This is a genomic window from Actinopolymorpha sp. B11F2, assembly GCF_040195635.1.
GTDB lineage: Bacteria > Actinomycetota > Actinomycetes > Propionibacteriales > Actinopolymorphaceae > Thermasporomyces.
Genome location: NZ_JBEFTX010000004.1, coordinates 376,324 through 400,074 on the forward strand (window position 1 = coordinate 376,324; position 23,751 = coordinate 400,074).

Here is a 23,751-nt window from a genome sequence, read left to right on the forward strand (position 1 = left end):
AGGCACCGAACACCTTGGAGTGCGCCACCCTCATACCGCGAGACACGCCGCAGCATCGGCCCGAAGAAGGTGTCCCCACGATGCCCGACCACACCACCGTTCCCGCCCAGCCCGCCGAGATCGCCCGCGAGGAGCTGGCCCGGCTGGTCGCCGGGGAGCACCACGACCCGCACGGGATCCTCGGCCCCCACGTCGGCTCCGACGGCGTGGTGACCGTCCGCGTCCTGCGTCCGCTGGCGGAGAAGGTCTGCGTCCGCGTGGGCGCCACACCTGACACGAGCACCCTCGTCGAGCTCACCCACGAGTACGAAGGCATCTGGGTCGGCGTCCTCCCGGGCTCGCAGGTACCCGACTACCGGCTCGAGGTGAGCTATCCCGACGGAGTGAGCGTCCGTACGGACGACCCGTACCGCTTCCTGCCCACGCTCGGCGAGATGGACCTGCACCTCATCGGCGAGGGTCGTCACGAACAGCTCTGGACCGTGCTGGGTGCGCACGTCCGCACCTACGACACCCCGGCCGGTCCGGTCACCGGTACGTCGTTCGCCGTCTGGGCGCCCAACGCGCGCGGTGTCCGAGTGGTCGGCGACTTCAACTTCTGGGAGGGGCGCGGGCATCCGATGCGCTCGCTCGGCAGCAGCGGCGTCTGGGAGCTGTTCATCCCCGACGTCGGCGACGGCACCCTCTACCGCTACGAGATCCTCGTGCGCGACGGCGGGTGGCGGCAGAAGTCCGATCCGCTGGCGTTCCGGTCCGAGGCGCCACCGGCCAACGCCTCCATCGTCTACACCTCGTCGTATGCCTGGGACGACGGCGAGTGGCTCGCCCGGCGCGCCGCCGCCCAGCCGCACGCCGAACCGATGAGCATCTACGAGGTGCACCTCGGATCGTGGCGGATGGGACGGTCCTACCGCGAGATCGCCGACGAGCTGGTGCCGTACGTCCGCGACCTCGGCTTCACCCATGTCGAGCTCATGCCGGTGATGGAGCATCCGTACGGTCCGTCGTGGGGCTACCAGGTGTCGTCGTACTTCGCGCCGACCGCGCGGATGGGTGACCCGGACGGCTTCCGAGCGCTTGTCGACGCGCTGCACCAGGCCGGCATCGGGGTCCTGCTCGACTGGGTTCCGGCACACTTCCCGCGCGACGAGTGGGCCTTGGCGCGGTTCGACGGCACACCGCTGTACGAACACGCCGATCCACGCCGCGGCGAGCACCCGGACTGGGGCACGCTGGTCTTCGACTTCGGCCGCCGGGAGGTCCGCAACTTCCTGCTGGCCAACGCGCTCTACTGGCTGGAGGAGTTCCACATCGACGGGCTGCGCGTCGACGCGGTCGCGTCGATGCTCTACCTCGACTACTCGCGGAAGGAAGGCGAGTGGACCCCCAACGAGTACGGCGGGCGGGAGAACCTCGACGCGGTGAGCTTCCTGCAGGACGTCAACGCGACCTGCTACCGGCGGGTGCCCGGCATCGTCACGGCCGCCGAGGAGTCGACCTCATGGCCCGGGGTCACCAGGCCCACGCATCTGGGCGGGCTCGGGTTCGGGTTCAAGTGGAACATGGGCTGGATGAACGACTCGTTGGAGTACATCCGACACGAGCCGGTCCACCGGCAGTACCACCATCACCAGATGACGTTCTCCCTCATCTATGCGTACTCCGAGAACTTCGTCCTGCCGCTCTCCCACGACGAGGTCGTGCACGGCAAGGGGTCCCTGATCGCGAAGATGCCGGGTGATCGGTGGCAGCAGCTCGCCAACCTGCGGGCCTTCCTCGGATACATGTGGGCTCATCCGGGCAAGCAGCTGCTCTTCATGGGCGGGGAGTTCGCGCAGAGCAACGAATGGGCAGAGTCGCGCGAGCTCGACTGGTGGCTGCTGGAGTTCGCCGAACACCAGGGCGTGCAGGCGCTGGTACGCGACCTCAACCGGGTCTACCGCGAGTCGCCGGAGCTGTGGGCGCGCGAGCAGGACTCCGGTGCGTTCGCGTGGATCGACGCGAACGACGCGGGCAACAACGTCTTCAGCTTCGTCCGGGCCGGGCCGGACGGCTCGCTGCTGGCGTGCGTCGCCAACTTCGCCGCCGTACCGCACGAGGGGTATCGGATCGGACTTCCTACGACGGGCGCGTGGCACGAGGTGCTCAACACCGACGGCGATGCGTACGGCGGCAGTAGCGTCGGCAACCTGGGTGCCGTCGAGGCAGTGGCCGAACCCTGGCACGGCCGCCCGGCGTCGGCGACCCTCCGGGTCCCGCCCCTCGGCACCGTCTGGCTCCGCCACAAGCCTGCGCCCTGACCGGGACTCGGGTCCTGGCCCGCCGCGACGACCCGGCGATTGAGGCAAATGAGGCAAATGACCACGCTGAGCACGCAGCGCCCGGCAAATGACCACGCTGAGCACGCAACGCCCGGCAAATGACCACGCTGAGCATGCCTGTGGTATCCGGCGAGGCGTGGATGGCTGATCCCGCTGCCACTGGCATGCTCAGCGTGGTCATTTACCGGGCGGCGGGGCGGCTGCACCGGAGGCGACGGGGCGGCGGGTCGACAGTGAGCCTGAGGGTCAGCTCACATCGGGCTTGCGGGCCTCGACGAGGAACCGTTGGGTGTGGGCGACGAAGGACCCGTGCCGCTCGATGTGCGCGTGCATGTCGGCCAGCCTGGGGCGGTACGCCTCGACCGTGAAGCCGGGGACGATCCAGATCACCTTGCGTAGGAAGTGCACCACGGCGGCGACATCGAAGAACTCCGCACGCAGCGACTCGTGGCGCAGGTCGACCACCTCGAGGCCGGCCCGGTCGGCCTCCGTCGCGGCCCGCTGGGTGCTGTCGCCTCCCACCGGCTGGGTGCCCATCATGAAGTCTTTGAGCTCGCGGACCGTACCGGCACCCACCTGCTGCGACAGGTAGGTCCCACCCGGCTGGAGAACCCGTGCGATCTCGTCCCACAGCGTGACCGTCGGGTGCCGGCTCACCACCAGATCGAACGACGCATCCGGGAACGGGAGGGGCGCATCGTCGGCGACCTCGACCACCGAAGCGCCCAGCCGGCGCAGGTTCCGTCGGGCGACCTCGATGTTCGGCGGCCACGACTCGGTGGCGGCCAGCACGGGCGGCGCCTGGGGGATGCTGGCCAGGACCTCACCGCCCCCGGTCTGGATGTCGAGACCGGCTGCGGCGGTGGCCATGCGGGCGGCGAGGAGGCGTGAGTAGCCCCAGGAGGGACGTTCCTCGGTCGCCCGACCCTCGAACCAGGAGAAGTCCCACCCTTCGACAGGTACGGCCTCGCCTTCGGCGAGCAACTCTTCGAACGACGCTGTTGTGGTGGCCATAGCGAGAAGGATGACCCCCACGCCGGGTCGCCGCGAGCGGTTTTCCGGCGCAGCAACGTCGGTAGCAGACGCGATGCCCCCGTCTGGGACAGCGCTCGCAGGGCCGCCCCCGTCTGGGACACGCTCGGGAGCACCTCCGCCCGTCGCACACAAGACTGCGGGGCCCCTGCAAAAAGGGGCCCCGCAGGACGTGCTGCTCCAGGTAGCGCTGTGCGTGCGTGACCTGGACGGTCCGGTCAGGTCATTGACCAGGCCCGTCCGGTCCGGTCAGCAGGTCTCGGCGTTGGGACGGGGGGCGTCGAGCCGGTCGGCGAACCGGACCAGCTGCGCCCCGGTGCCGCGAAGCGACCGGACGACCCACCGGTTGCGCTGACGCGGGAAGGGCACCACCTGGTGCCGGGTCCGCTCGTCGTACCGGTAGTTGTAGTCGTTGGCGAAATTGCTGATGGCAGGCCACATGGTTCTTCGATCTCCGTAGGTTTGGTGATGAATGGTCGGGAACGGGGAGGTTCACTCCCTCGACGACCAGCCGCACGCCGCCTTGCCCAGGCGTCTTCCTTGACCCCCGACATCGAGTGGCGTCGACTTCTGGGTCGACTCCGGCGGCCGAACCGGCGCTGGTGCGACCGGCTGGCTCGCGTGGCAGCTCGCTGGCTGACCACTCCTTCGATGATGATCCGGGTTTGTGTGGGCAGTATTTCTGCGGTGCTTCGGCTTGGTGCCTTCCCAACCAATAGGTGGCAACGTCGTAGCCTGGTCGGACATTCCAGCCTTCGCAAGATATTTCTGGTCCGGGTCCAACTTCCTGAGCCCGCCCCGCCCTCCACGGCGGCGCGGGCTGCCTCAGTCGGGCAGGTAGTGCGGAACGATCTCCGCGACCCTGGGAGCGACCTCGCCGCGTTCCCACCGTAGGCGGAGTGCCTCGACCGGGGCATGGTCCCGCACCGGGATCGACGTGTAGGTGCCGCCCACCTGGCCGATCACCGACCACGTCCCGCTCCTGCGCACCTCCAGCGTCCCCTGCGAGATCTCGCCTGCGGCCTGCAGGAGGCTCACCCGCTCCAGCGGGCGGGCCGTCGACAGCGTGACCACCAGATGGTCATCGTCGCCCTCCGGACCGGTCCCGAGGTAACTCGAGTGGGGGTCGCCGTCCACCGCGGCATTCGCCGTACCGCTCGCGCCGCCCGCATCGTTCTCGCCGTCCGCCTCGTTCTCGTCGTTCGCCCCGTTCTCGTCGTCCGCCCCGTTCTCGCCGTCGGACTCGTCCTCATTCTCGGAGCCGCCGTCGACGGAGAGAGTCGTACGGTCGAGTACCTCGACGTCGAACTCACGGACCACGAGCCAGTACGGAGCGTTCGCCGCCGCAGCGCGGTAGCGGACGTAGCGCGCCCGCGTCCCCTTCGGCGCCTTCGCCACCACCTCCGAAGCGTCGCCTCGGGTAAGAACGGTCCAGGTCTCGCCGTCGGTGGAGTACTCCAGTACGCCCGACCGGAGGTAGTCCTTCGGTGAGTTGGCGTACGCCAGCTCGAGCCGCACCTCGCCGATTTCGTGCTCGACACGGAGATCGACCTGGACGAAGTCGCCGACCACGGGAGCCCGCGCACTGGAGTAGTAGGTGCTCTTGTCGCCGTCGAGCATCTGGGCCGGTTCGTGGCCGGCGTAGGTGTCCATGGATGCCTGCGCCTGCGGCCGGTCGAGCCCGATGCCGAGGGCGGCATCGACCGCCCGGTCGACCCGGGCGGCGAAATCGTCGACCACCCCGTCGCCGACCATCAGAGGACGACCAGCGTGCGGGCTTCGGGTGTCCCGGATCTCCTTGGCGCGCTCGACCAGGCCGTTCGCCGCGGCGCGGGCGTCCGCTGCCGCCGCGAGGTTGTTCTCCTCCGCCGCTACCAGGGCGGCGAGCGATGCCTGCATGGCTCGGGCCCACAGTTCGGTCGCGTCGAGCCAGCCGGCGGCCTGGGTCGCGAAGTTCGGGTCGTCGACACCTTCCCGGATCAGTTGCGGTGCCGCGGCGATCTCAGCCAGCGTGCGACGCAGCTCCGCCGCCGCGCGGGTCCGGTCGCCGTCGTTCCACGCGGTCCAGAAGTCCGCCAGTTCCACCGAGAGCACCGGCGCCCGGGCATAGTGCAGCGCGCCGTCGAAGTTGTTGAGGTCTGCCAACCAGCGGAGAGCGCCGGCCACTCTCCGGTCGCCACCTGCCTGGGCGGCCAGTGCGCGCGTCCACGCTACCGCCGGGTCGAAGCCCTCGTCGTCCCAGCCGAACTCGCCGACCGCGGACAACGCGATCTTGCTCAACGCCGACTGGTTCATCGGGTTGGACAGAACGCCCGCGACCTCACCGGACAGCCCGTTCTCCCGGCCGGAGTACGCACCGAGCGGGATCCGGCCGGGGATGTAGTCGTTGGCCGGATAGTTGTCCCAGAGGATGATCTCGTGCCCGAACACCCTGGCCGCCTGCGCCGCCTGGTCGCGGCTGACTGAGCGCGGGATGTTAGCCACCCCGCTCCAGTACACCGTCACACCCGTCTGCAGCTTGGCCCGCAGGACCTTCTTGTAGGGCGAGTCGGTGACGCTGTCGTACTCCGTCGGCACGATCCGCAGCGCCGCGATGTCGGGCTTGCCGTTCGCCCACTCGTGCTGGAGACGGGTGAGCAGAGCGGCCTGCGCCTCGGCGGACCCTCCCGGCTTGTCGGCGTACGTCGTCTCGTCCGCGGCACAGTGCCACTGGGTGGGATCGATGTCGTCGAAGCCCATCGTGAAGGACCGGACGCCGAGGGCGTAGATCGAGTCGAGCTTCGCCGTCAGGGCCTTGAAGTCCTGATCGCCGCTGAAGCACATCGACAGTCCCGGCGACAGCGTGAATCCGACGTCGACGCGGTTCTGCCGTGCCCTGCGCACCAGCGTGGCCAGCTGGGAGCGCTTCTCGGCGGGGTACGGCATCCGCCAGAGCTCGCGCTGGTACGGATCGTCCTTCGGTGCGTACTCGTAGGTGTTCATCCGATGCGTGCCCATGAAGTCGAGCAGATCGAGGCGCTCCTCGAACGACCACGGCGTGCCGTAGAAACCCTCGACCACGCCGCGGTACCGCATCGAGGGCGTCTCCTGCACGTGCGTCGGGGGCATGAAGTCGGGTCCGCTGCGACGTTGAAACAGGTCATCCAGTGCGTGGGCCGCGTAGAAGGTCCCGTCGGCGCCCGCACCGTCCAGCACCACGTGACCACGCCCGTCGTGGTCCTTCCCGACAGCGATGATGTAGCTGTCGGCGGGTAGCGCGTCGGCCGTCTTGGAGCCGAGGGCCGCCAGAGTCGTGGCAGCGTCGCCGAGCCACACAGTGAGGTGGGTGCGCGGCTGTGTTCCGTCCGTGTCGACCACCGTGCGGACACCGGCGCGGGCGAGGACATCGCGGACCAGTTGCTCGGTCTGCTCGTCGGAGTCGGCGCCGCGGACGATCCCGACGGGGCCGATCAGGCCGAATCCCTCGAAGGAGCGCGCCACCTCGGCCTCGGCGCTCGGCAACATCGCCACGGCCACCAGGACCCCCACCGCCGCCACGACCAACCGGCGTACGAGCCCGCCTCGCTCACGTCCACCCATCGCCGCGGCGTCCCCCTTACCTGTGACCGGATCCCCCGGTACGCCCTGGGGATTTCCCTGGCACCCCCTTGCCAGACCCGGACAGGTCATCAGGTGCTTACCCAGGCGTTCCTCCGGCTCACCAGCAAACGGCCCAAACTGGGATGAGAAACCCGAGACACCGAATGACACCGCATCAGTTCGCGAGATCCGCGATGGCGATGAGCCCGGAGGTGGCAGCCGTGTCCAGGTGGCGATCAGGTCCCGACCCAGCCCGTCGAAGTCCCCGCAAGCGGCCGGCGATCCTCGTCGTCGTCCTGGCGAGCGTGGCGCTCGTCCTGTCCACCCAGCAGTCCGCTGTGGCGTACCCGCCCACCCCGCCGAGCGCCGGCGAGGCCGCGTCGATGCTCGCCGCGCTCACGGTCGCTCCGGAGGGATCGTCCGACGGATACGACCGCGACCTCTTCCCGCACTGGATCAACCAGAGCGGGGCATGCGACACCCGTGAAGTCGTCCTCCAGCGGGACGGGACCGGCGTCGCCGTCGACTCGTCCTGCCAGCCCACCACGGGCCAGTGGTACAGCGTCTACGACGCGACCTGGGTCACCGACTCCTCCGACGTCGACATCGACCACATCGTCGCCCTCGCCGAGGCGTGGCGGTCCGGTGCCAGCGGGTGGACCACCACGCGGCGGCAGGAGTTCGCGAACAACCTCTCGATCGCCCAACTCATCGCCGTGTCCGCGTCAAGTAACTCCTCGAAGAGTGACAAGGACCCAGCCGAGTGGACACCACCGAACCAGAACACGTGGTGCATCTACGCCCGGGAGTGGATCTGGGTGAAGAGCAGCTACGGGCTCACCGTGGACACTGCCGAGAAGCAGGCCCTGCAGTCACTGCTCGGCTCCTGCTGAGCGGTCACTGCGGTCGGGTGCGTTCCCTCGCGTACGGGAGGGCTGGGGAGGCGGTCGGGAGGCGGGCCGTCACTTCATGTCAGCCGACGCGAGGGAACGCTCCGTGCCGAGGATGCGGACCCTGATGTCCTCGGCGTCCTGCGTCGGGACCGCCGCGACCACCTGCCAGATCCATGACGTACGCAGGAACGCCTCCCCCTTGGCGAGCCCGGTGTAGGCGGCGACGGCGTCGTCCTGGTCGAACTCCAGGCTCGCGTTGCGCATCGCGATACTCTCCGCCTCCGTCATCGTGAAGAGCACGAGCGCGCCACCGTCCTTGGTCGCGAGCGCCCGCACCGACGTCACGGAGAACTCCTGCTCGTAGGTGAAGGCGTTGGCCTGGCTGCGGTTCTGCTGGGAGGCGCGGTGGCTGCGTTCGGTGTCCGGATGAGGGACGAACGCCGGGGCCTGGGGCGCCTCCGGCCCCTCCTCGAGCAAGGCCGCGTAGGCGGCCGCCGCCTCAGCGGGTGCCCGGGCCCGGCCCTCTCGTTCGCCCGGAGGCACCACGACGGCAGCGCTGTCACGGTCGAGGATCTCCGGGACCTCCGCGTCGTCGTCGAGGACGACGGACTGGGCCTTGCGCCACAGTGAACCCGCGGTCGGGCGCATGACCAGGTCGACGGCGGTGTCGCCCTCGCCGGCGACCGTCGAGACGGCGAAGTACCACACCGGGTAGCCCTCGAACGCGGGGAGGTAGGCCCGCGGATCGCTGTGGCTGACCGCCGCGCCGGGATTCTTGTCGTCCGGGTCGAGCCGTTTGGCGATCCGGAACTGGGCCTGGCTCGCCGTCAGGAGCGGGCCGGACTGGATCGACTCGATGAGGTCGGAATCGCGTGCGGCGCTCGCCTTGGCGTTGATCTTGTCGTACCGCTGGAGGAACCCGATCGTCTTGTCCTGGCTCGCCGGTGACCACTCGGGCGACCTTCCGGTCCTGGTCTCGGGCAGCGAGACGCAGCCCGCACTCGCGGCCAGTGCGAGCAGCAGGGCACCGAGGGGGACGGCACGGCGGACGGTCCGGGGGCGCCGGTCAGGCATCCTCCGTCACCGACCTTCCGCCCGGTCGGCGTCGCCCTGCAACAGGGCGTCGATGGTGGTCCGGTCGTCGTACGCACGGTCCGCGGGCGGGGAGTAACCGTGCCCGCTGGCGTCGACGGGCGGGAAGGACGGGAAGTCGGAGAGATCCGGTTCGAACGCCGGGAAGTCCGACAGGTCGGGCGTCGGCGAAGCTGCAGGTCCTCGCTGGGGCCGCCAGTCGGGCCCTTCCGGTGCACGGGAAGCAGGCGAGGTGGGTGCGCCGCGGGCAGCGCTCCACCATTCGTTTCCCTGGGGTCCGCTCTGCCCACTTCCCTGAGGTCTGCTCTGCCAACCCAGACCATCGGCTGTGCTCGGCCGGCCAGGCGCAGTCGGCTGGCCGGGCGCAGTCGGGCTTGCCGGTGGGCCAGACCAGCCAACGTCGGCGGCCCCGCTCGGTCCACCAACCTCACTCGGCCCACCGACCTCATTCGGCCCGCCAACGCCGCCAACCCCGCTCGGTCCGCCAACGCCGTCGGGGGCGCTCAGTTCGCTGGGCCCAATCGGCGGTTGCCATGGAAGTCGGGCGGATGCCTCGCTGAAGCCGGTCGGACCACCGGGAGGCGCGCCCAGTGGCGTGCCCGGAGGTGCGCTCCGCGGGATGTGGTGTTGCGGGTCCGTCGGCCTCCCCGGCAGATCAGGAGGGTGGCGATGCGCCGGCGGCCAACTGCCGTTGTGCCTCGCGGCGGGCGCTGAGGAAGGCGAGGGCGGAACGGTCGCGGGGCCGCCCGAGATGCGCTGTGGCCGGCTGTCGGGATTCCACACCCCCGGCGGCGGCCACGCGCTGCCCGGGGGTGGTGCCGCCGAGGGTCCTGTCGGCATCCCCTGTCCCTGCTGACCGGGGTGCCCTCCCTGCTGACCGGGGTGCCCTCCCTGCTGACCGGAGTGCCCTCCCTGCTGACCGGGGTGCCGTCCCTGCCCGGGATGAGCGGGCGCGCTCCGCGCAGGGCCTTGCGCGCTGGATGCGTGGGCAGGCACGGCGCGGGCGTCTGCCGATATGCCGGGGAGCTCCGCCAACGGCACCGACCGCTCGGGTGATCCCCAGTAGCCGTTGCTCTCCCAGAGCTCCCGGTCCTCCCACAGCACGTCGTTGTCGAGCGCAGAATCCTTCCGGAGGGATCGGAAGAGCAGACCGGCGCCGGCGAGGAGCACCATCCCTGCGCCAGCCACGGCGAGAGAACTCGCGAAGGCGCCCTTGATCTCCAACCCGAACGTGGCGGTCACGTCGACACCGGGCGTGCCGTCGGCCGCCATGATCACCAGGTCGTAGGGACCGTCGGCGAGTTCCCACTCCAGCGTCTGGGCGCCGCGACCCGAGACGTGAGCGGTCCACCAGTCCAGCTCGGTCGGTGGCAGGACGCGCGAGGTAGCGCCCCTGACCTCCTGGGTTTTCACCGTCGACGGGTAGCTGACCTCGGTGAACCGGGTCTGCGCCACCTTGTCGAGGTAGCTGCGGACGTCGATGTCGTGCCCGACGCCGACGAACACGTCCCTGTCCGCCATCGCGGGATCGACTGTCACCACGGCGCGAGTTCCGTAGTAGTCGACGAGATCGGGTGGGGCCGTGAGCGCCAGTCCCTTGCTGGCGACCGGCCGCGGTTCGGCGCTCAGGACGTCGTCGGGGCCGACGATCCAGAAACCCACCACGGCGCCGACGCCGAGCGCCACCACTCCGACGAGGGCAGCCAGGATCCCGGCAGCCACACGCAAAGCACGCATGCTCACCTGATGACCCCTGTGACCAAAGTCGGAAGTACCTGCTGATCCGTAGCCTAACCAAGCCGAGCCAGGTCGGGTCAGGCACGATTCTCCACCGGTGGACAACCCGGCGACCCTCGATCCGGCGGGTCAGAAGAGCGCGGCGCTCAGGTCCTTCCGGCCCTGCCGGACCCGCTCGTCCTCGGGCCCGACGGCCTCGAACAGCTCCAGCAGATGCAGCCGGACGACGTTGCGGTCGTCTCCGGTCGTACGCCGGACCGTGTCGACGAGCCGGCTGAACGCGTCGGCCACATGACCGCCGGCCACGTCGAGATCGGCGACCGCGCACTGGACGCGCGCGTCGTCAGGCTTCGCCGCCGCGTCCGCCCGGACATCGGCGCCGGAGCCGAGAGCCGAAACCCGCCGCAGGAGCTTGGCGCGGGCGAGGCCACGGGTTGCCTCGGCGTCGCTGGGTGCCTGGGCGAGGATCCGTTCGAAGGCGGCGACGGCCCCGTCGAGATCGCCGCGTTCCAGGGCCGCGTCGGCATCGGCGTAGCGCGGGTCGCGGGCGGGTTCCTCGCCGGCATCCTCGACCGGTGCGCCACCGACCGGCTGGTGCGTACCGGCGGCGCCCTGACCTTCGCTCAGTCGAAGGAGTTCCTCGATGAACTGCCGGACCTGCGCCTCGGGCACCGCCCCCTGGAACAACGGCACGAGCTGACCCCGGACGACGGCCACGACGAGCGGGATGCTCTGGACCCCGGCCGCCTGGGCGATCCGGGGATTCTGGTCGACGTCGATCGTGCCGAGCAGGAAGCGTCCCGCGTACTCCGTCGCGAGACGCTCGAGCACTGGGCTCAGTTGCTTGCAGGGCTGACACCATGTCGCCCAGAAATCGAGGACGACAGGTGCGGTGACCGACCGTTCGACCACCTCGGTCTGGAAGTTGGCCTCGGTCACCTCGACGACGTATCCGCCACCCGCAGCACCCTGGCCGGGCGCACCGGGTCGACCCGTCGTCGCTCCCGGTGAGCCTGTTGGTGCGCTGAGGCCGGACAGGTCGACGGCACCGGGGCGCGAGAAGCTCTCGGACGTCATGAGGGCGATTCTTCCCGACTGGACTTCTCCCTGCCACGGGAGGTCCCCATCCATGCGCGTGGGCAGGGGCGGGTCCGCTGGTCACGCCTCGTCTGCGAGTCGGCACCACTCATGCCTCAGCGTGGATGTCGGAACTCAGCGAATCGTCCTGGTCGGCGGCGGATGAGGCCGAGGGCTGCCGCGCGGGCCTGGCGGCCAGCAGGACGCGGGCCAGCCCGGCCCGGCTGGTGACGACCGCCACGCGGTCACCGGCGCGCAGCGGCGTCGTGAGAGCGGGATCCCAGTTCCATCCCCCGGCGAGCGTCCGGTGGGCGAGGAACCGGACCATCTGCGGCTCCACCAGGTCGCCGAGCAGGTCACCCACGACGGCGGCACCGTCGCGGATGGTCACCTCGGTGACGACGATCACCCGCCGCCCGGCCGGTACGACCGCGTCGACCCGACGCTCCAGCAGCGCGTCGGCGAACGCGGGAGCGGCGAGCGTGGACACGCTTCGCGTGGTGAAGCCCATTCCCTTACGGTCCTGGACACGTCCGGCGAACTCGTGGTCGAAGAGGCGCAGGACGACGCGGGCATCGGCGTTGCGTGCTCGTGCGTACAGCCCGGCCTGCAGATTGGCCACGTCGTCGTTCGTGACGGCGAGCAGTGCTCGGCAGCGATGTAGCCGGGCTTCGCGAAGCACCGCGTCCTGGCTGACATCGCCGATGAGAACGGGGATGCGGAGCGCGCGGGCGGTGCGGACGCCCGGCTTCTCAGGATCGACCTCCACCGCGACGACGTTGAAACCCCTGTCATGGAGCAACTCCGCGACCCTGGTGCCGACCGTGCCGAGCCCGCACACCACGACATGCCCGCGCGGCCGGCCACGCAGGACGCCGAGCGACCGCGCCAGTGAGGCGCCCACGAACGCGTCGACGATCGCTGCCGTCACCAGCGACACCATCACGAGCCCGAAAAGCTGGACACCGACCGCGAAAAGCTTGACCCAGGTGGTCGCGCCGGACGTTCGCGGGTCGTCGAAACCCGTCAAAGTCACGGTCGAGACGGCGATGTAGATGGCGTCGGGCCACTCGATCTCCTGGTTCTGCTTCCGCGGCCAGAAGTGCACGAGCAGACTGCCCACGGCGATGACAGCGACCAGGAACAGGGCGACCAGCCGGAGGCGGGCGTCGAAGACCCGCCGCAGGTCGGTGAGGAAGTCGTCCAGTCGTGGATGCACCCGCCTGGGCCTCCGCCGGACTCCGGTGGCAAGGACCAGGTCGGCGTGCTCGTTCGGCAACAGCTCCGTACGACCGTCCGATGTCCGCGCGAGCCCGGTCAGTGGCGGGTCGGCGAGGAGCTCGGCCGGCCCCGCGACGACCTTCCGCCCACCCACCGTCATCGACTGGATCTCGGACTCCCCCAACGCCGCGGCCACGAACTCCGGCGCGGCCATGTCCGCCGCCGACATGGCCTCGCAGGCGACCAGGTTTTCGACGAACTCGGCGAGCCGCGGATTGACGATGTGGACGACCAGCCGGATCGACTTGTTCAGCTCCTCCGCGGTCAAGGCGGCATGGACATTGCCGAGATCATCGGGCGCGACGAGGGCGATCGCCTGCGCGGTCTCGACTCCGGCTTCCCGCAGCGCCGCTTCGTGGGGTCGCGCGGCGACGACGAGAGTTGCTCCCATGGCCGCCATCTCCTGGGCATGGTCGGAGTCGGCGTCGGGGACGATCACCGTCACGGCCTCGTTGACCGCCAGCAGCTCGGTGGTGATCCGCGCGGCGGTGCTGTCCGAGCCACACACGACGTAGTGGCCGGTCGTCCGGGTGGCCTTCCTGGTGTCGGAACGCTCCGCAGCGGGCTCTTGCGTGCGGCCGCGGCCACGGTCGCGGACCCGTCCGACGATGCCGTTCCGCGTCCTGGTCTGAAGGTCAAGCATGCGTCGCAGTCGCGTCAGCACCCGTTCGAACCCTCCCGTGTCGGTACGCGGCGAAAACGATCTTAGAGCTTCCGCTCGGAGTCCTCAGGTGGCGCGGAGGCCCGCGAGCTGGTCAAACGTACGACCGAGTGCCGGGTAGAGGTCCCGAAAGACCGCGTAGTAGCGCTGGTACACCGCATGACGCGCCGGATCGGGGTCGACGTGCCGGAGAACGCCGGCGGCCCGGGAGCGCACCGTCGCGGCCAGGTCGGGGACGAGCCCGATTGCGGCAGCCGCCACCAGTGCGGCGCCGACGGGCGCGCCACGCGACTCCTTCGGCACGTCGATCGGCAGGCCCGTGACGTCGGCCTTGATCTGGGTCCAGGTGGTTCCGCGGGCGCCTCCGCCGACCGAGCGCAGCACACCCGGCCGCAGGCCGAGCCGCCCCAGCTCCTCGAGGTTGTGGGCGAGACCGTACGCCGTGCCCTCGAGGATCGCGCGGACGACGTCGGCCCGCCGGCTCGCCATCGACAGGCCGACCAGCGCACCTCGCGCGTCGGCGTTCCACAGCGGCGAGCGCTCGCCCAGGTAATACGGAAGGAGGACGAGGCCGCCGCTACCGGGCGGCGCCGTCGCGGCGAGCGCGTCGAGAGCAGCGAACGCGTCGGAGGCAGGTTCGGCGTCGCCGAACTCGTCGCGGAACCAGCGCAGGATCCCGCCCGTCGCGACCATGGAGCCGTAGACGAGATGGTGGCCGGGCAGGGGGTACGGCAGGACACTCAGGGTGCCGAGCCGGTCGCGGCGGAGGCGCTTCGCCTCCACGGCGGCGTTGACGACGGTCGACTGGCCGGTCATCTCGCAGACGTCGCCGTGGTGGGCGAGTCCCGCCTCCAGGCTGGCCGCCGCCCCGTCGACGACACCCGCCACCACCGGCGTACCGGCCAGCAGTCCGGTCGCCTCCGCGGCGTCGTTCGTCACCGTTCCCACGACATCGGTCGGTTCCGCTACCGGGGGCAGCCACGCGGGCGGCACGCCCCATAAGTCGACCATGCCGGCCGACCACTGGCCGGTGTCGAGGTCCCCGAGCAGGGTCAGCCCGAGGTGCCCGGAGTCGCAGACCGCCACGCCGGTGAGCCTGCGTACGACATAGCCGTTGGCCATCAGGACGCCGGCGCCGGTCTGCCGAATCCCGGGCTCGTTCGCCAGGAGCCAGGCGAGCTTGGGAGCCGCGAAGTACGCGTCGATCCGGTTGCCGGTCGTCGAGACGACCGTTGCGGCGGCGTCCGCGCGCTGCCGGCAGGCGGGCTGCCCACGCCGGTCGAGCCAGAGCAGTGCGGGCCGCACGGGAACACCCGACGCGTCGACGACGACCACGCTCGGGGCCTGGCTGCTGATGCCGATCCCGCCGATCCGTGCGAGGTCGATGCCGGACCGACCGAGGACCGCCCGTACGCACCGGCAGGTCGCGGCCCACCAGTCGTCGGGGTCCTGCTCGGCGCCGTTCGGCTCGAGGTACCGGGTGGGGTACTCCTCGCCGGCCTCGGCACGGACCCGCCCGGCGTCGTCGACCAGGACCGCCTTGGCGCCGGTCGTCCCAATGTCGACTCCGATCACACCGTCGCCGTGGACCCTGCCGCCGACCATCCCACCCTGCTTTCCGCTCCGGGACCACATCACCAGCCGGATGTAGGCACCAGCATGCCGCCGGACCGCCGCCCCGGTTGTCCGCGCGCCGCCTTCGGACGTATAGTCGATATCGATTAACCGAGTTCGACTAGAGTCACCGCAAGGCGCGAAGGGAGATCGTCGATGTCGCTCCGCGCTCTCCGCACGCCCTTGACCATGGCCGTGCTGAGCCTGCTCCGCGAACAACCGCGGCATCCGTACGAGCTGCAGGCGCTCGTCCGCGCCCGCCACATCGGCGAGGTGGTGAAGCTGCGCGGCGGTTCGCTCTACGACAGCGTGGGGCGCCTCCACCGGGCCGGACTGGTCGAACCGGTGGAAACCAGCCGGTCCGGCGGCCGGCCCGAGCGCACGGCCTACGCCATCACCGAGGCTGGACGCGATCTACTGGACGCGCTCGTCCGCGAGTACGTCGGCGTCCCCGCGCAGGAGTACCCGGTCTTCGCGGCCGGACTGGCCCACATCCTCAACGTGACCGCGGGCGACGCGGTCGACCTGCTCGACGCGCGCGCGGAGTCCGTGCACGCCGATATCGACGAGACCGAGCGCCAACTCGAGCCGCTGCGCGAGGCCGGCATCGCCCGCGTCGTCCTCCTCGAAGTGGAGTACGCCCAGGTTCTGCGCCGAGCGGAACTTCACTGGCTGCGCCAGATCGTGGACGCAGTACGCGAAGGGGCCCTTCCATGGATCGAACAGCCAGCCCGAGCCGAGACGTCCGCCACACCTAGCGACAAGGAGAACCCATGAGCAGTTCGACGTTTCCTCCGCCCTGGCTGAAGTGGGCCAACAAGATCATCATCGGCCTCCAGCGGCTCGGCCTCCCCTTCGGCACCATGCACCTCCTGACCGTGCCTGGCCGCCGCACCGGGGCGCCGCGCACGACCCCGGTGTCGCCGTACACCGTCGACGGGCAGCGCTACGTCGTCGCCGGCCAGGTGGACGGCGACTGGGCGAAGAACGTTCGAGCGGCAGGCAACGCGATCCTCGCTCGTGGACGTCGCCGCGAAGACGTCCGACTGGTCGAGCTACCGGTAGCCGAGCGGGGACGGATCCTGCGCGAGTTTCCGGTGAAGGTGCCCCATGGCGTGACGATGTTCCTCAAGACGGGGACGGTGGAGAGCCCTACCCCGGAAGGCTTCGAGGCCGCCGCGCAGCGCTGCGGGGTGTTCCGCATCGAACGCCTGTGAGCCGACGTCGGCATGGCAAGATGCCTGCTCGTGGATGATTTCCGGCTGGTCTTCGTCGGCGGGATGGGCCGGTCAGGATCAACGCTGGTCGAGCGGCTCCTCGGCGAGCTGCCCGGCGTGTGTTCGGTCGGCGAGGTCGTGCACATGTGGCGGCGAAGCCTGGTCGACAACGAGGCCTGCGGATGTGGCGCACCCTTCGGCGACTGCGGGTTCTGGCGCGCCGTCGGCAACCATGCCTACGGCGGATGGGGTCGCGTCGACGCCGGCGAGATCCTCGCCCTCAAGGACTCGGTCGACCGGATGCGCTTCGTTCCGTCCCTCCTGCGTGCGCGCCCGCCGCGCGAACTGGCCGCCAGGATCGACCGCTACACCGAGCTGTACCACCGGCTCTACGCGGCGATCGCCTCAGTCAGCGGCTGCGGCGTCGTCGTGGACGCCAGCAAGCACGGTTCCCTCGCCGCGTGCCTGTGGCAGCGCTACGGCGCGCGGTTCCAGGTGGTCCACGTGGTGCGTGATCCGCGGGCGGTGGCGTACGCCTGGAACAAGCAGGTCCGGCGACCGGAGGCGACAGCGACCAGCCCCGAGCAGGAGATGGCGCGGTACTCACCGGGCGTGGCCGCCGCACAGTGGATGGCGCAGAACTCCGTCTTCGCCGCACTCGCCCGTCGGGGCGTGCCGACCCGCCGCGTGCGGTACGAAGATTTCGCCGCGAGGCCAGTCGAGGAGTTCCGGGCAGTCGCTGCTTTCGCCGGTCATCGCGGTGCGGTGCCGTTGGGTGCCGACCAGGTGGCACGCCTGTCCAGCAGCCACGCGGTCTCAGGCAACCCGATGCGGTTCACCACCGGCGCGGTCGCCGTACGCGCGGACACGAGGTGGCGCGACGATCTCGACCCGGTGCGGCGGCTCGTCGTGTCCACGCTCACGGCACCCACCCGCTGGCGCTACGGCTACTGACACGCCTCTTCCGTCATGGTTCACGCGCGGGCAGCAGCGCTGGTCCACGCGCGGAGCGGGCCGTCCTGGTCCACGCGCGGGACGGGTCGTCCTGGTCACGCGCGGAGCGGCAGCGCTTGTCCACGCGCAGGGCGGCGTCGTGGCTCCGCCAGCAGTCCAGCACCCGGCGGCGTCCATGATCAAGAGTCACTTACGGGGCTTTTGCCGGACTCAAACGCCCGGTTTCTGCCTCTTGATCATGGGAGATCCGCACACTCTTCATGATCACGATCATGATCACGGATCAGGTCGAGTCCGGCGAATCCGCGAGAGAGCGCCAGGTCTCGACGGCCTTCTCGTCGGTCGGCATCTCCGCGGCTCGGCGCTCGGCGTCGACCATCCGGCGATAGGCCGCGATCTCCTCGCCCCGCCGCGTGTCGTCCCAACCCAGGACCTCGCCCATCAACCGGGCTGCGTTCGGCGCCGCATGCGTACCCCGGTCAGCGGTCTCCATGAACACCCGCGTGCGGCGAGCCAGAACGTCGACGAGATGGAGCGCACCTTCGGCCTGCACCGCGTAGACGACCTCCGCGGCGAGATAGTGCGGCGCACCGAGCAAGGGCCGGCCGAGGGCCGGGTTGTCGGCGATGAGGTCGAGCACCTCGGTGACGAGGGTGCCGTAGCGGCCGAGCAGGTGGTCGATCCACTCCACGTCGAGACCGGCGTCGCGGGCCAACGCCTCCCGCTGGTGCCGTAGGGCCTCGAACCCCACCGCACCGAGCAGCGGCAGCCGGTCGGTGGTGGACGCCGGGAGGGTACGACGAAGAGGGCGGGCGGCGGCGCTGACCGCGTCGCGGGCCATCAGCCGGTACGTCGTGTACTTGCCGCCGACCACCGTGACCATGCCCAGCGGTCCTTCGACCACGGTGTGGTCCCGCCGGACCGCCGCGGTCGAGTCGGTGCCGAGCAGGCCGCTCGCTCCTCCCCCGGTGCGGGCGAGGAGGGGCCGCAGACCGGCATAGACGCCCACCACGTCGTCGTAGGTGAGTTTGCGCCGCAGCCAGTGGTTGGCCTGGTCGAGCAGGTAGTCGGTGTCGGCCCTGGTCGCGAGTGGACGGTCCCGGTCGTACTCCCACGCGGTGTCGGTCGTCCCCATCAGCCAGTAGTCGAACCACCGGCGGATGATGAAGACGCTGTCGCGAGTCTTCGCGATGAGGCCGGTACGCGACTCGATCCGGTCGGCGGGTACGACGACGTGGACCCCCTTCGCCGCCGTCACCATGAGGTTCTGCTGACCGGCGAGCGCCTGTACCTCGTCGGCCCACACACCGGCGGCGTTGACGACGACGCGTGCCGACACATCGACGTGGTGGCCCGACTCGAGATCGTGGACGCGTACGCCCCGCACCCGCCCGGCCTCGCGGATGGTCGCCACCACGCGCGCCCGGGTGATGACCGTCGCGCCGAGACTCGCGGCTGTCCGGGCGACGGTCATCGTGTGCCGGGCGTCGTCGACGCGGACGTCGTGGTACTGCACACCGCCGGTGATCCGGTCCGGCCGCAACGCGGGCATCTCGGCGAGGACGGCCCGCCGCCGCAGGTGCCGGTGCCCCGGCACGCTGCGCGAGCCGCTCAACCGGAACAGGTCGTACAACGCGACACCGGCCCCGACGTACGGCCGCTGCCAGTGTCGGGTGAACGGGAAGAGGAACGGTTCGGCCTCCACCAGGTGTGGGCACAACCGTTCGACCATCAGGTCGCGTTCGAGAAGGGCCTCCCGGACGAGCCCGAAGTTGAGCTGTTCGAGATAGCGCAGCCCGCCGTGGAAGACCTTGCCCGATCGCGATGACGTACCGCTCGCCAGATCGCCGGCCTCGACCAACACCACGGTGAGCCCGCGGGCCACGGCGTCCAGCGCGACGCCAGCCCCGGTCACGCCACCACCGACGACCGCGAGATCGAAGCTGCGGGCGCCGAGAGTCCGCAGCTGTTCGTCCCTGCGGGCGGCGGAGAGGCGGGACCGGTCCATCGTCACCCGCCGCTGGTCTCGCCGGACGGATCCGCGCTGGTCTCGCCGGACGGCTCAGCCTGGTCCGCCGGGACGGCCTGGCCGTACGTCGCGAACTTCGCGATCACCCGCTCGATCTCCTCCGGTGGCAGCTCGCGCGGCTGCAGGCCCATCGTTCCGCCCGCGGTCGAGGCCCGCAGCCAGACCTCGCACAGCCATTCGAGGTAGTGGTTCAGCGTGTACGCCTGGGCGAGGTTCGTACCGACCGTCACCGTCCCGTGGTTGGCCATCAGGGCGCCGGTCCGCCCTTCGAGGGCCTCGATCACCGAGGAGGCGAGTTCGGGAGTGCCGTACGTCGCGTAGGGCGCGACGCGGACCGCTCCGCCGAACAGCGCGACGAGGTAGTGGATCGACGGCAGCTCGTCCACGAGCAGCGAAACCGCGGCCGCGGCGGTCGCGTGGGTGTGGACCACCGCCTGGTGGGCCGTCGTGGTGTAGACCGACAGGTGGAGCGGCATCTCCGAGGTGGGTTCCAGCGGCCCTTCGAGCAGCCGGCCCTCGAGGTCGCACACGCAGACGAGTTCGGGCGTGAGGGCGTCGTAGTCGAGGCCGCTCGGCGTCGCGACGACCAGATCGCCGACCCGGATGCTGAGGTTGCCCGACGTACCGACCACGAGGCCGTCGGGGCGCAGCGACTGTGCGTACCTCACGACCTCAGCGCGCTCCCGCTCCAGTTTCATGCCGGACCTCCAGATGCGCCGGGCTGGTCGTCGGCGCCAGCAGGGTGGCCGCGAACTGCGTCGGACGGATGAGTCAACGAACGCTCCTTCCACTCCGTGCGGGCCCGGCCGACGGCGGCGAGGTATCGCGCGTACTTCTCTGCGTAGACACCCATCGACCTGGGCGCGGGTTGCACGACGGCGGCCGGCTCGGTCCATCCGCTGGTGTCGACGCCGGTGTCGACCCCAGTGTCGATTGCCGCGAGCCCGGCGAGTACTGCCCCATAGGCTCCCACCTCCGGTTTGGCGGCGACCCGGACCTCCCGGCCGAGGACGTCGGCGAACAACTGCAGCCACTGCCGGCTCCGGGTCCCGCCGCCGCAGCACGTGACCTCCTGCAGGGTCGCCCCACCGGCGCTGGCCGCCTCGAAGCAGTGTCGGGCGGCGAACGCGATGCCCTCGCAGACCGCACGTACCAGCTCGCCGGTCGACGTGTGCAGGGTGAGCCCGTCGAGGCGGGCGCGTGCACCCGACTCGACGAAGGGCGCCCGCTCCCCCGCCGGCGAGAAGTACGGCAGGCAGTCGACCCCACCCGCACCCGGCTCCGTTTCCGCGAGCAGGTCGTCGACCTCCGCATGGGGAACCCCGACGCGGGCGAGGATCCAGTCCAGCGCCGCCGTACCGACCATCGCCGGCATCGCCCGCAACCACTGGCCGGGCGTGGTGAGTGCGAGCGTGAGCCCGGCGACCTCGCCGGAGAGGTCGAGGGTGTCAACGATGACTTGACAGGCGAGCGTGGTGCCGACGATGAGGTGACCCTGGCCGGGTGCGGTGACGCCGGAGCCGAGCGCGCAGGCCGGCAGGTCGAACGGCCCGGCGGTGACCGGCGTACCCTCCGGCAGGCCGAGCAGCGTCGCCGCCTTCCCGGTGAGACCGGCCGCCGGCACGGGTTCGACCACGGGCGCCAGCAGGTCTGCCCGGTGGGCGAGGCCGCAGTGGTCGAGAACGTCTCGTGCGTACGTCCTCGTGGCCGGATCGAGGAACGGCTGCGACGCGTCGGAGGCGTCGGTCGCCCGCAGGCCGGTGAGCCGCTGCATCACCATGTCCTTGCAGTAACCCGCCGTGCGGGCTCGGTCGAGAACGTCCGGCTCGTACGCATCGAGCCAGGCGAGCACCGGCCCTGGCGACCCGGGGAACATCGCCCCACCCGTACGCCGGAACGCCGCCTCGACCGTGCCGTCGGCCTGCCACCGGTCGACGATCCCGGCGGCGCGGGCGTCCATCCACGACACGGCCGGACGGACGGCGTGACCGTCGGCGTCGACCAACCACACACCGTCGCCCTGCCCGGTGAGGGCGATCAGCTCCGGGGCCGCCGCGCCGCCGCCCACCAGCTGCCCGATCACGCCCGCGACCGCCGCGAAGACGTCGTCCATGTCCTGCTCGAACCACCCCGGCCGCGGGCTCACGACCTGTGCGGGCTGGGACGCGACCGCGAGCTGGCGACCACCGGTGTCGAAACTCGCGGCCTTGATGACCGACGTACCGATGTCGACGCCGATGTAGCTCACGTGGCGGCCCCCAGCACGTCGGGGTTGGCGCAGTGCAGCGGTGGCTCACCGGCGAGCCACCTACCCACCTCGTCGGCACAGATCCTGGCCGCGCGTTCGGCCACCTCGCGACTGCAGCCGGCGATGTGCGGTGCCATCACGATGCCGCGGGTGGTGAAGAGACGCGAGTCCGGCGGGAGGGGTTCGGCCGGGTAGACGTCGAGACCGGATGCGGCGAGGTGGCCGGAGTCCAGCGCGTCGCAGAGTGCGTCGTAGTCGAGGAGCCCACCCCGTGCGGTGTTGACGAGCACCGCGTCCTCGGGCATGGCCGCCAGCTCGGCGGCACCGATCAGATGTGTCGTCTCGGGGGTGAGCCGCGCGTGCAGGCTCACCGCGCGCGAGCGGGCCAGGAGGTCGGTGAGGGCGTCGACCCGCTCGACTTCGGGACCGAACGCTTTCGCCGGCGCCATCGGGTCGTACGCCAGGACGTGGGCGCCGAACGCGGTGAGGATCCGGGCGACGATCCGGCCGATGGCGCCGTAGCCGACCAGACCGACGGTGGAGCCGTGCAGTTCGAAGCCGGCGGAGTCGTAACGGAAGTAGTGGTCGGGCCAGCTACCGCTGCGGAGGTCGGCGTGGCCGGCCGCGATGTTGCGGCACGTCGCGAGGAGCAGGCCCACGGCGAACTCCGCCGCCGCCTGCGCGTTGCGTCCAGGTGCGTAGCAGACGGTCACGCCGGCCTCGGTGGCCGCGGTCAGGTTGACGTTGACAGGGCCGCCGCGGGACACGACGACCAGGCGCAGGTCGGGGGCGCCCGCGAAGACGCGTTCGGTGAACGGCGCCAGGTGGGTGACGGCGGCGTGGACTCCGGCGAGGGCGGCGATGATCGTGTCCTCATCGCCCGCCGCCTCGGTCACCTCCGCAACATCGCCCCACGGCGTCGTCGGCCAATCCAGCGCGAGTTCCTGGATCCTTGGTCCCGCACCGATCCGGTCCCGCAGAGCCCGCACCAACAGGTCCGTGCGTACGAACTCATCCCCCACCGCCAGAATCCGGTGATCATGATCGTGATCATGAAGGCTTCGGGGCTCCATAGCCCCGTCATCCTTCACGGACCCGTCAGGCTTCATGATCACCACATCCCCCTCGCGCGGTCACCGGGTCGCTGACCCCCTGTCATCCGACGTCGTCCGACGAGTCCGGTCACCAGGTGTGCGCGCCCAGCACGAGCGGCGGGTTCCACGCGACCAGACCCCAGGAATCTGCCGTACGCCGCAACACCGCACCCGTGGCGTTGCGGATCACGGGGAACGCCGAGCGGTAGCGGCCGGGCGGAAGACCGAGAAGGTCGCACAGGACGATCCGGAGGAAGGTGCCGTGCGCCACGACGAGTACCCGCTCGCCGCGTTCGCCGGAGGCGAGGTCGGCCAAGGCCGCCCGCCCGCGGGTCAGCGCGTCACACGGCGCCTCGCCATCCGGGAACGGATGGGAGTACGGATCGGCCTCGAACGCCGCCCGCTCCGCCGGGAACCGCTCCCGCATCTCGGCGGCGGTCAGGCCGTCGGCGGCACCGAAATCGAGCTCGACCAGGCGCTCGTCGAGCACCAGGTCGAGCCCGGTCTTGCTGGCCACCGGCTCCGCGGTCTGGCGCGCCCGGCGCAGTGGCGAAGCCACGATGCCGGACAGCCGAGCCGCCGCCGCCCACTCGCCGAGCTCGAGCGCCTGCGCCTGGCCGCGATCGGTCAACGGCAGGTCGGTCCTGCCGGCATAGCGGTTCTCTGCGTGGTAGGGCGTCTCGCCGTGGCGGATCAGGAACACGGTCACCGGGGTGCTGGTGCGCCTCGTCACGCATCGACCATAGACCGTCGCCGCAACCCCCTACGCTCGCCAGGCGCCCCGACTGGTGATCATGACGGGCTCGCCCGTGCTTTGCCCTCGCCCGCCGGAGTTTCTTGACCGCAAGGGTCGCGCCGTGATCATGACGGCTCGGCCGTGCTTTGACCTCGCCCGCGGAACTTCTTGACCGCAAGTGTCCCG

At 70.6% G+C, this 23,751-nt stretch carries 18 protein-coding genes; 5 read left to right on the forward strand and 13 right to left on the reverse strand.

The genetic code is table 11. The features are described from left to right. Nucleotides 1-80 precede the first annotated feature (80 nt). The gene (glgB, locus tag ABN034_RS10660; protein WP_349690830.1) at nt 81-2,300 is read left to right on the forward strand and encodes a 1,4-alpha-glucan branching protein GlgB; all 2,220 of its coding nucleotides are present in this window, start codon (nt 81-83) and stop codon (nt 2,298-2,300) included. Nucleotides 2,301-2,567: 267 nt separating this feature from the next. Here glgB and ABN034_RS10665 read toward each other — a convergent pair whose 3' ends face one another. From ABN034_RS10665 to ABN034_RS10675, 3 genes are all read right to left on the reverse strand, one after another. After that, nucleotides 2,568-3,335 carry a class I SAM-dependent methyltransferase gene (locus ABN034_RS10665; protein WP_349690831.1) on the reverse strand — a complete coding sequence of 256 codons (768 nt, stop codon included), beginning with the start codon at nt 3,333-3,335 and terminating at the stop codon, nt 2,568-2,570. A gap of 267 nt (nt 3,336-3,602) precedes the next feature. Beyond that, nucleotides 3,603-3,794 (reverse strand): hypothetical protein, encoded by a 192-nt coding sequence (locus tag ABN034_RS10670; protein ID WP_349326075.1) that lies wholly within the window; start codon nt 3,792-3,794, stop codon nt 3,603-3,605. Between the two features lie 384 nt (nt 3,795-4,178). Continuing rightward, a complete protein-coding gene (locus tag ABN034_RS10675; protein ID WP_349690832.1) occupies nt 4,179-6,932 on the reverse strand; it encodes a glycoside hydrolase family 84 protein in 2,754 nt (917 codons plus the stop codon). Between the two features lie 221 nt (nt 6,933-7,153). Between ABN034_RS10675 and ABN034_RS10680 the strand changes: the two genes are divergently transcribed. Further along, the gene (locus ABN034_RS10680) at nt 7,154-7,825 is read left to right on the forward strand and encodes a GmrSD restriction endonuclease domain-containing protein (RefSeq protein ID WP_349690833.1); all 672 of its coding nucleotides are present in this window, start codon (nt 7,154-7,156) and stop codon (nt 7,823-7,825) included. A 69-nt stretch (nt 7,826-7,894) separates the two neighbouring features. Here the strand turns inward: ABN034_RS10680 and ABN034_RS10685 are convergent, their stop codons facing one another. From ABN034_RS10685 to ABN034_RS10705, 5 genes are all read right to left on the reverse strand, one after another. Continuing rightward, on the reverse strand, nt 7,895-8,899 hold the full coding sequence (locus tag ABN034_RS10685) for a DUF8094 domain-containing protein (RefSeq protein WP_349690834.1): 1,005 nt from the start codon (nt 8,897-8,899) through the stop codon (nt 7,895-7,897). A gap of 6 nt (nt 8,900-8,905) precedes the next feature. Continuing rightward, on the reverse strand, nt 8,906-10,654 hold the full coding sequence (locus tag ABN034_RS10690) for a hypothetical protein (RefSeq protein ID WP_349690835.1): 1,749 nt from the start codon (nt 10,652-10,654) through the stop codon (nt 8,906-8,908). 129 nt (nt 10,655-10,783) lie between these two features. Beyond that, nucleotides 10,784-11,731, reverse strand: coding sequence for a tetratricopeptide repeat protein (locus tag ABN034_RS10695; protein ID WP_349690836.1), 948 nt, complete (start codon nt 11,729-11,731; stop codon nt 10,784-10,786). A 109-nt stretch (nt 11,732-11,840) separates the two neighbouring features. Next, entirely contained in the window at nt 11,841-13,655 is a 1,815-nt protein-coding gene (locus tag ABN034_RS10700; RefSeq protein ID WP_349690837.1) for an NAD-binding protein, read from the reverse strand. 84 nt (nt 13,656-13,739) lie between these two features. Further along, entirely contained in the window at nt 13,740-15,278 is a 1,539-nt protein-coding gene (locus ABN034_RS10705) for a xylulokinase (RefSeq protein ID WP_349690838.1), read from the reverse strand. A gap of 165 nt (nt 15,279-15,443) precedes the next feature. Between ABN034_RS10705 and ABN034_RS10710 the strand changes: the two genes are divergently transcribed. From ABN034_RS10710 to ABN034_RS10720, 3 genes are read left to right on the forward strand one after another with little or no spacing between them, the layout of a single operon-like run. After that, nucleotides 15,444-16,064 (forward strand): PadR family transcriptional regulator, encoded by a 621-nt coding sequence (locus ABN034_RS10710; RefSeq protein ID WP_349690839.1) that lies wholly within the window; start codon nt 15,444-15,446, stop codon nt 16,062-16,064. Then, on the forward strand, nt 16,061-16,504 hold the full coding sequence (locus tag ABN034_RS10715) for a nitroreductase family deazaflavin-dependent oxidoreductase (protein ID WP_349690840.1): 444 nt from the start codon (nt 16,061-16,063) through the stop codon (nt 16,502-16,504). The genes ABN034_RS10710 and ABN034_RS10715 overlap by 4 nt, the downstream gene beginning before the upstream one ends. A 30-nt stretch (nt 16,505-16,534) precedes the next feature. Next, entirely contained in the window at nt 16,535-17,458 is a 924-nt protein-coding gene (locus ABN034_RS10720; protein ID WP_349690841.1) for a sulfotransferase family protein, read from the forward strand. A 283-nt stretch (nt 17,459-17,741) separates the two neighbouring features. Here the strand turns inward: ABN034_RS10720 and ABN034_RS10725 are convergent, their stop codons facing one another. The 5 genes from ABN034_RS10725 to ABN034_RS10745 form a co-directional block, all read right to left on the reverse strand. Then, nucleotides 17,742-19,466: a glycerol-3-phosphate dehydrogenase/oxidase gene (locus tag ABN034_RS10725; RefSeq protein ID WP_349690842.1), complete on the reverse strand. Its 1,725-nt coding sequence runs from the start codon at nt 19,464-19,466 to the stop codon at nt 17,742-17,744. 2 nt (nt 19,467-19,468) lie between these two features. Continuing rightward, a complete protein-coding gene (locus ABN034_RS10730; RefSeq protein WP_349690843.1) occupies nt 19,469-20,185 on the reverse strand; it encodes a class II aldolase/adducin family protein in 717 nt (238 codons plus the stop codon). Further along, nucleotides 20,182-21,735, reverse strand: a complete 1,554-nt coding sequence (locus ABN034_RS10735) for an FGGY family carbohydrate kinase (RefSeq protein WP_349690844.1) — start codon at nt 21,733-21,735, stop codon at nt 20,182-20,184. The genes ABN034_RS10730 and ABN034_RS10735 overlap by 4 nt, the downstream gene beginning before the upstream one ends. Further along, nucleotides 21,732-22,808 (reverse strand): 2-hydroxyacid dehydrogenase, encoded by a 1,077-nt coding sequence (locus tag ABN034_RS10740; RefSeq protein WP_349690845.1) that lies wholly within the window; start codon nt 22,806-22,808, stop codon nt 21,732-21,734. The genes ABN034_RS10735 and ABN034_RS10740 overlap by 4 nt, the downstream gene beginning before the upstream one ends. A gap of 109 nt (nt 22,809-22,917) precedes the next feature. Further along, nucleotides 22,918-23,562 (reverse strand): histidine phosphatase family protein, encoded by a 645-nt coding sequence (locus ABN034_RS10745; protein WP_349690846.1) that lies wholly within the window; start codon nt 23,560-23,562, stop codon nt 22,918-22,920. Between the last annotated feature and the right edge of the window lie 189 nt (nt 23,563-23,751).

What these genes read in the sequence shown, in the direction of transcription:
- glgB (WP_349690830.1), top strand. Translation starts at nt 81, where the DNA reads ATGCCCGACCACACCACCGTTCCCGCCCAGCCCGCCGAGATCGCCCGC.
- ABN034_RS10665 (WP_349690831.1), bottom strand. Translation starts at nt 3,335, where the DNA reads ATGGCCACCACAACAGCGTCGTTCGAAGAGTTGCTCGCCGAAGGCGAG.
- ABN034_RS10670 (WP_349326075.1), bottom strand. Translation starts at nt 3,794, where the DNA reads ATGTGGCCTGCCATCAGCAATTTCGCCAACGACTACAACTACCGGTAC.
- ABN034_RS10675 (WP_349690832.1), bottom strand. Translation starts at nt 6,932, where the DNA reads ATGGGTGGACGTGAGCGAGGCGGGCTCGTACGCCGGTTGGTCGTGGCG.
- ABN034_RS10685 (WP_349690834.1), bottom strand. Translation starts at nt 8,899, where the DNA reads ATGCCTGACCGGCGCCCCCGGACCGTCCGCCGTGCCGTCCCCCTCGGT.
- ABN034_RS10690 (WP_349690835.1), bottom strand. Translation starts at nt 10,654, where the DNA reads ATGCGTGCTTTGCGTGTGGCTGCCGGGATCCTGGCTGCCCTCGTCGGA.
- ABN034_RS10695 (WP_349690836.1), bottom strand. Translation starts at nt 11,731, where the DNA reads ATGACGTCCGAGAGCTTCTCGCGCCCCGGTGCCGTCGACCTGTCCGGC.
- ABN034_RS10700 (WP_349690837.1), bottom strand. Translation starts at nt 13,655, where the DNA reads ATGCTTGACCTTCAGACCAGGACGCGGAACGGCATCGTCGGACGGGTC.
- ABN034_RS10705 (WP_349690838.1), bottom strand. Translation starts at nt 15,278, where the DNA reads ATGGTCGGCGGCAGGGTCCACGGCGACGGTGTGATCGGAGTCGACATT.
- ABN034_RS10710 (WP_349690839.1), top strand. Translation starts at nt 15,444, where the DNA reads ATGTCGCTCCGCGCTCTCCGCACGCCCTTGACCATGGCCGTGCTGAGC.
- ABN034_RS10715 (WP_349690840.1), top strand. Translation starts at nt 16,061, where the DNA reads ATGAGCAGTTCGACGTTTCCTCCGCCCTGGCTGAAGTGGGCCAACAAG.
- ABN034_RS10725 (WP_349690842.1), bottom strand. Translation starts at nt 19,466, where the DNA reads ATGGACCGGTCCCGCCTCTCCGCCGCCCGCAGGGACGAACAGCTGCGG.
- ABN034_RS10730 (WP_349690843.1), bottom strand. Translation starts at nt 20,185, where the DNA reads ATGAAACTGGAGCGGGAGCGCGCTGAGGTCGTGAGGTACGCACAGTCG.
- ABN034_RS10740 (WP_349690845.1), bottom strand. Translation starts at nt 22,808, where the DNA reads ATGGAGCCCCGAAGCCTTCATGATCACGATCATGATCACCGGATTCTG.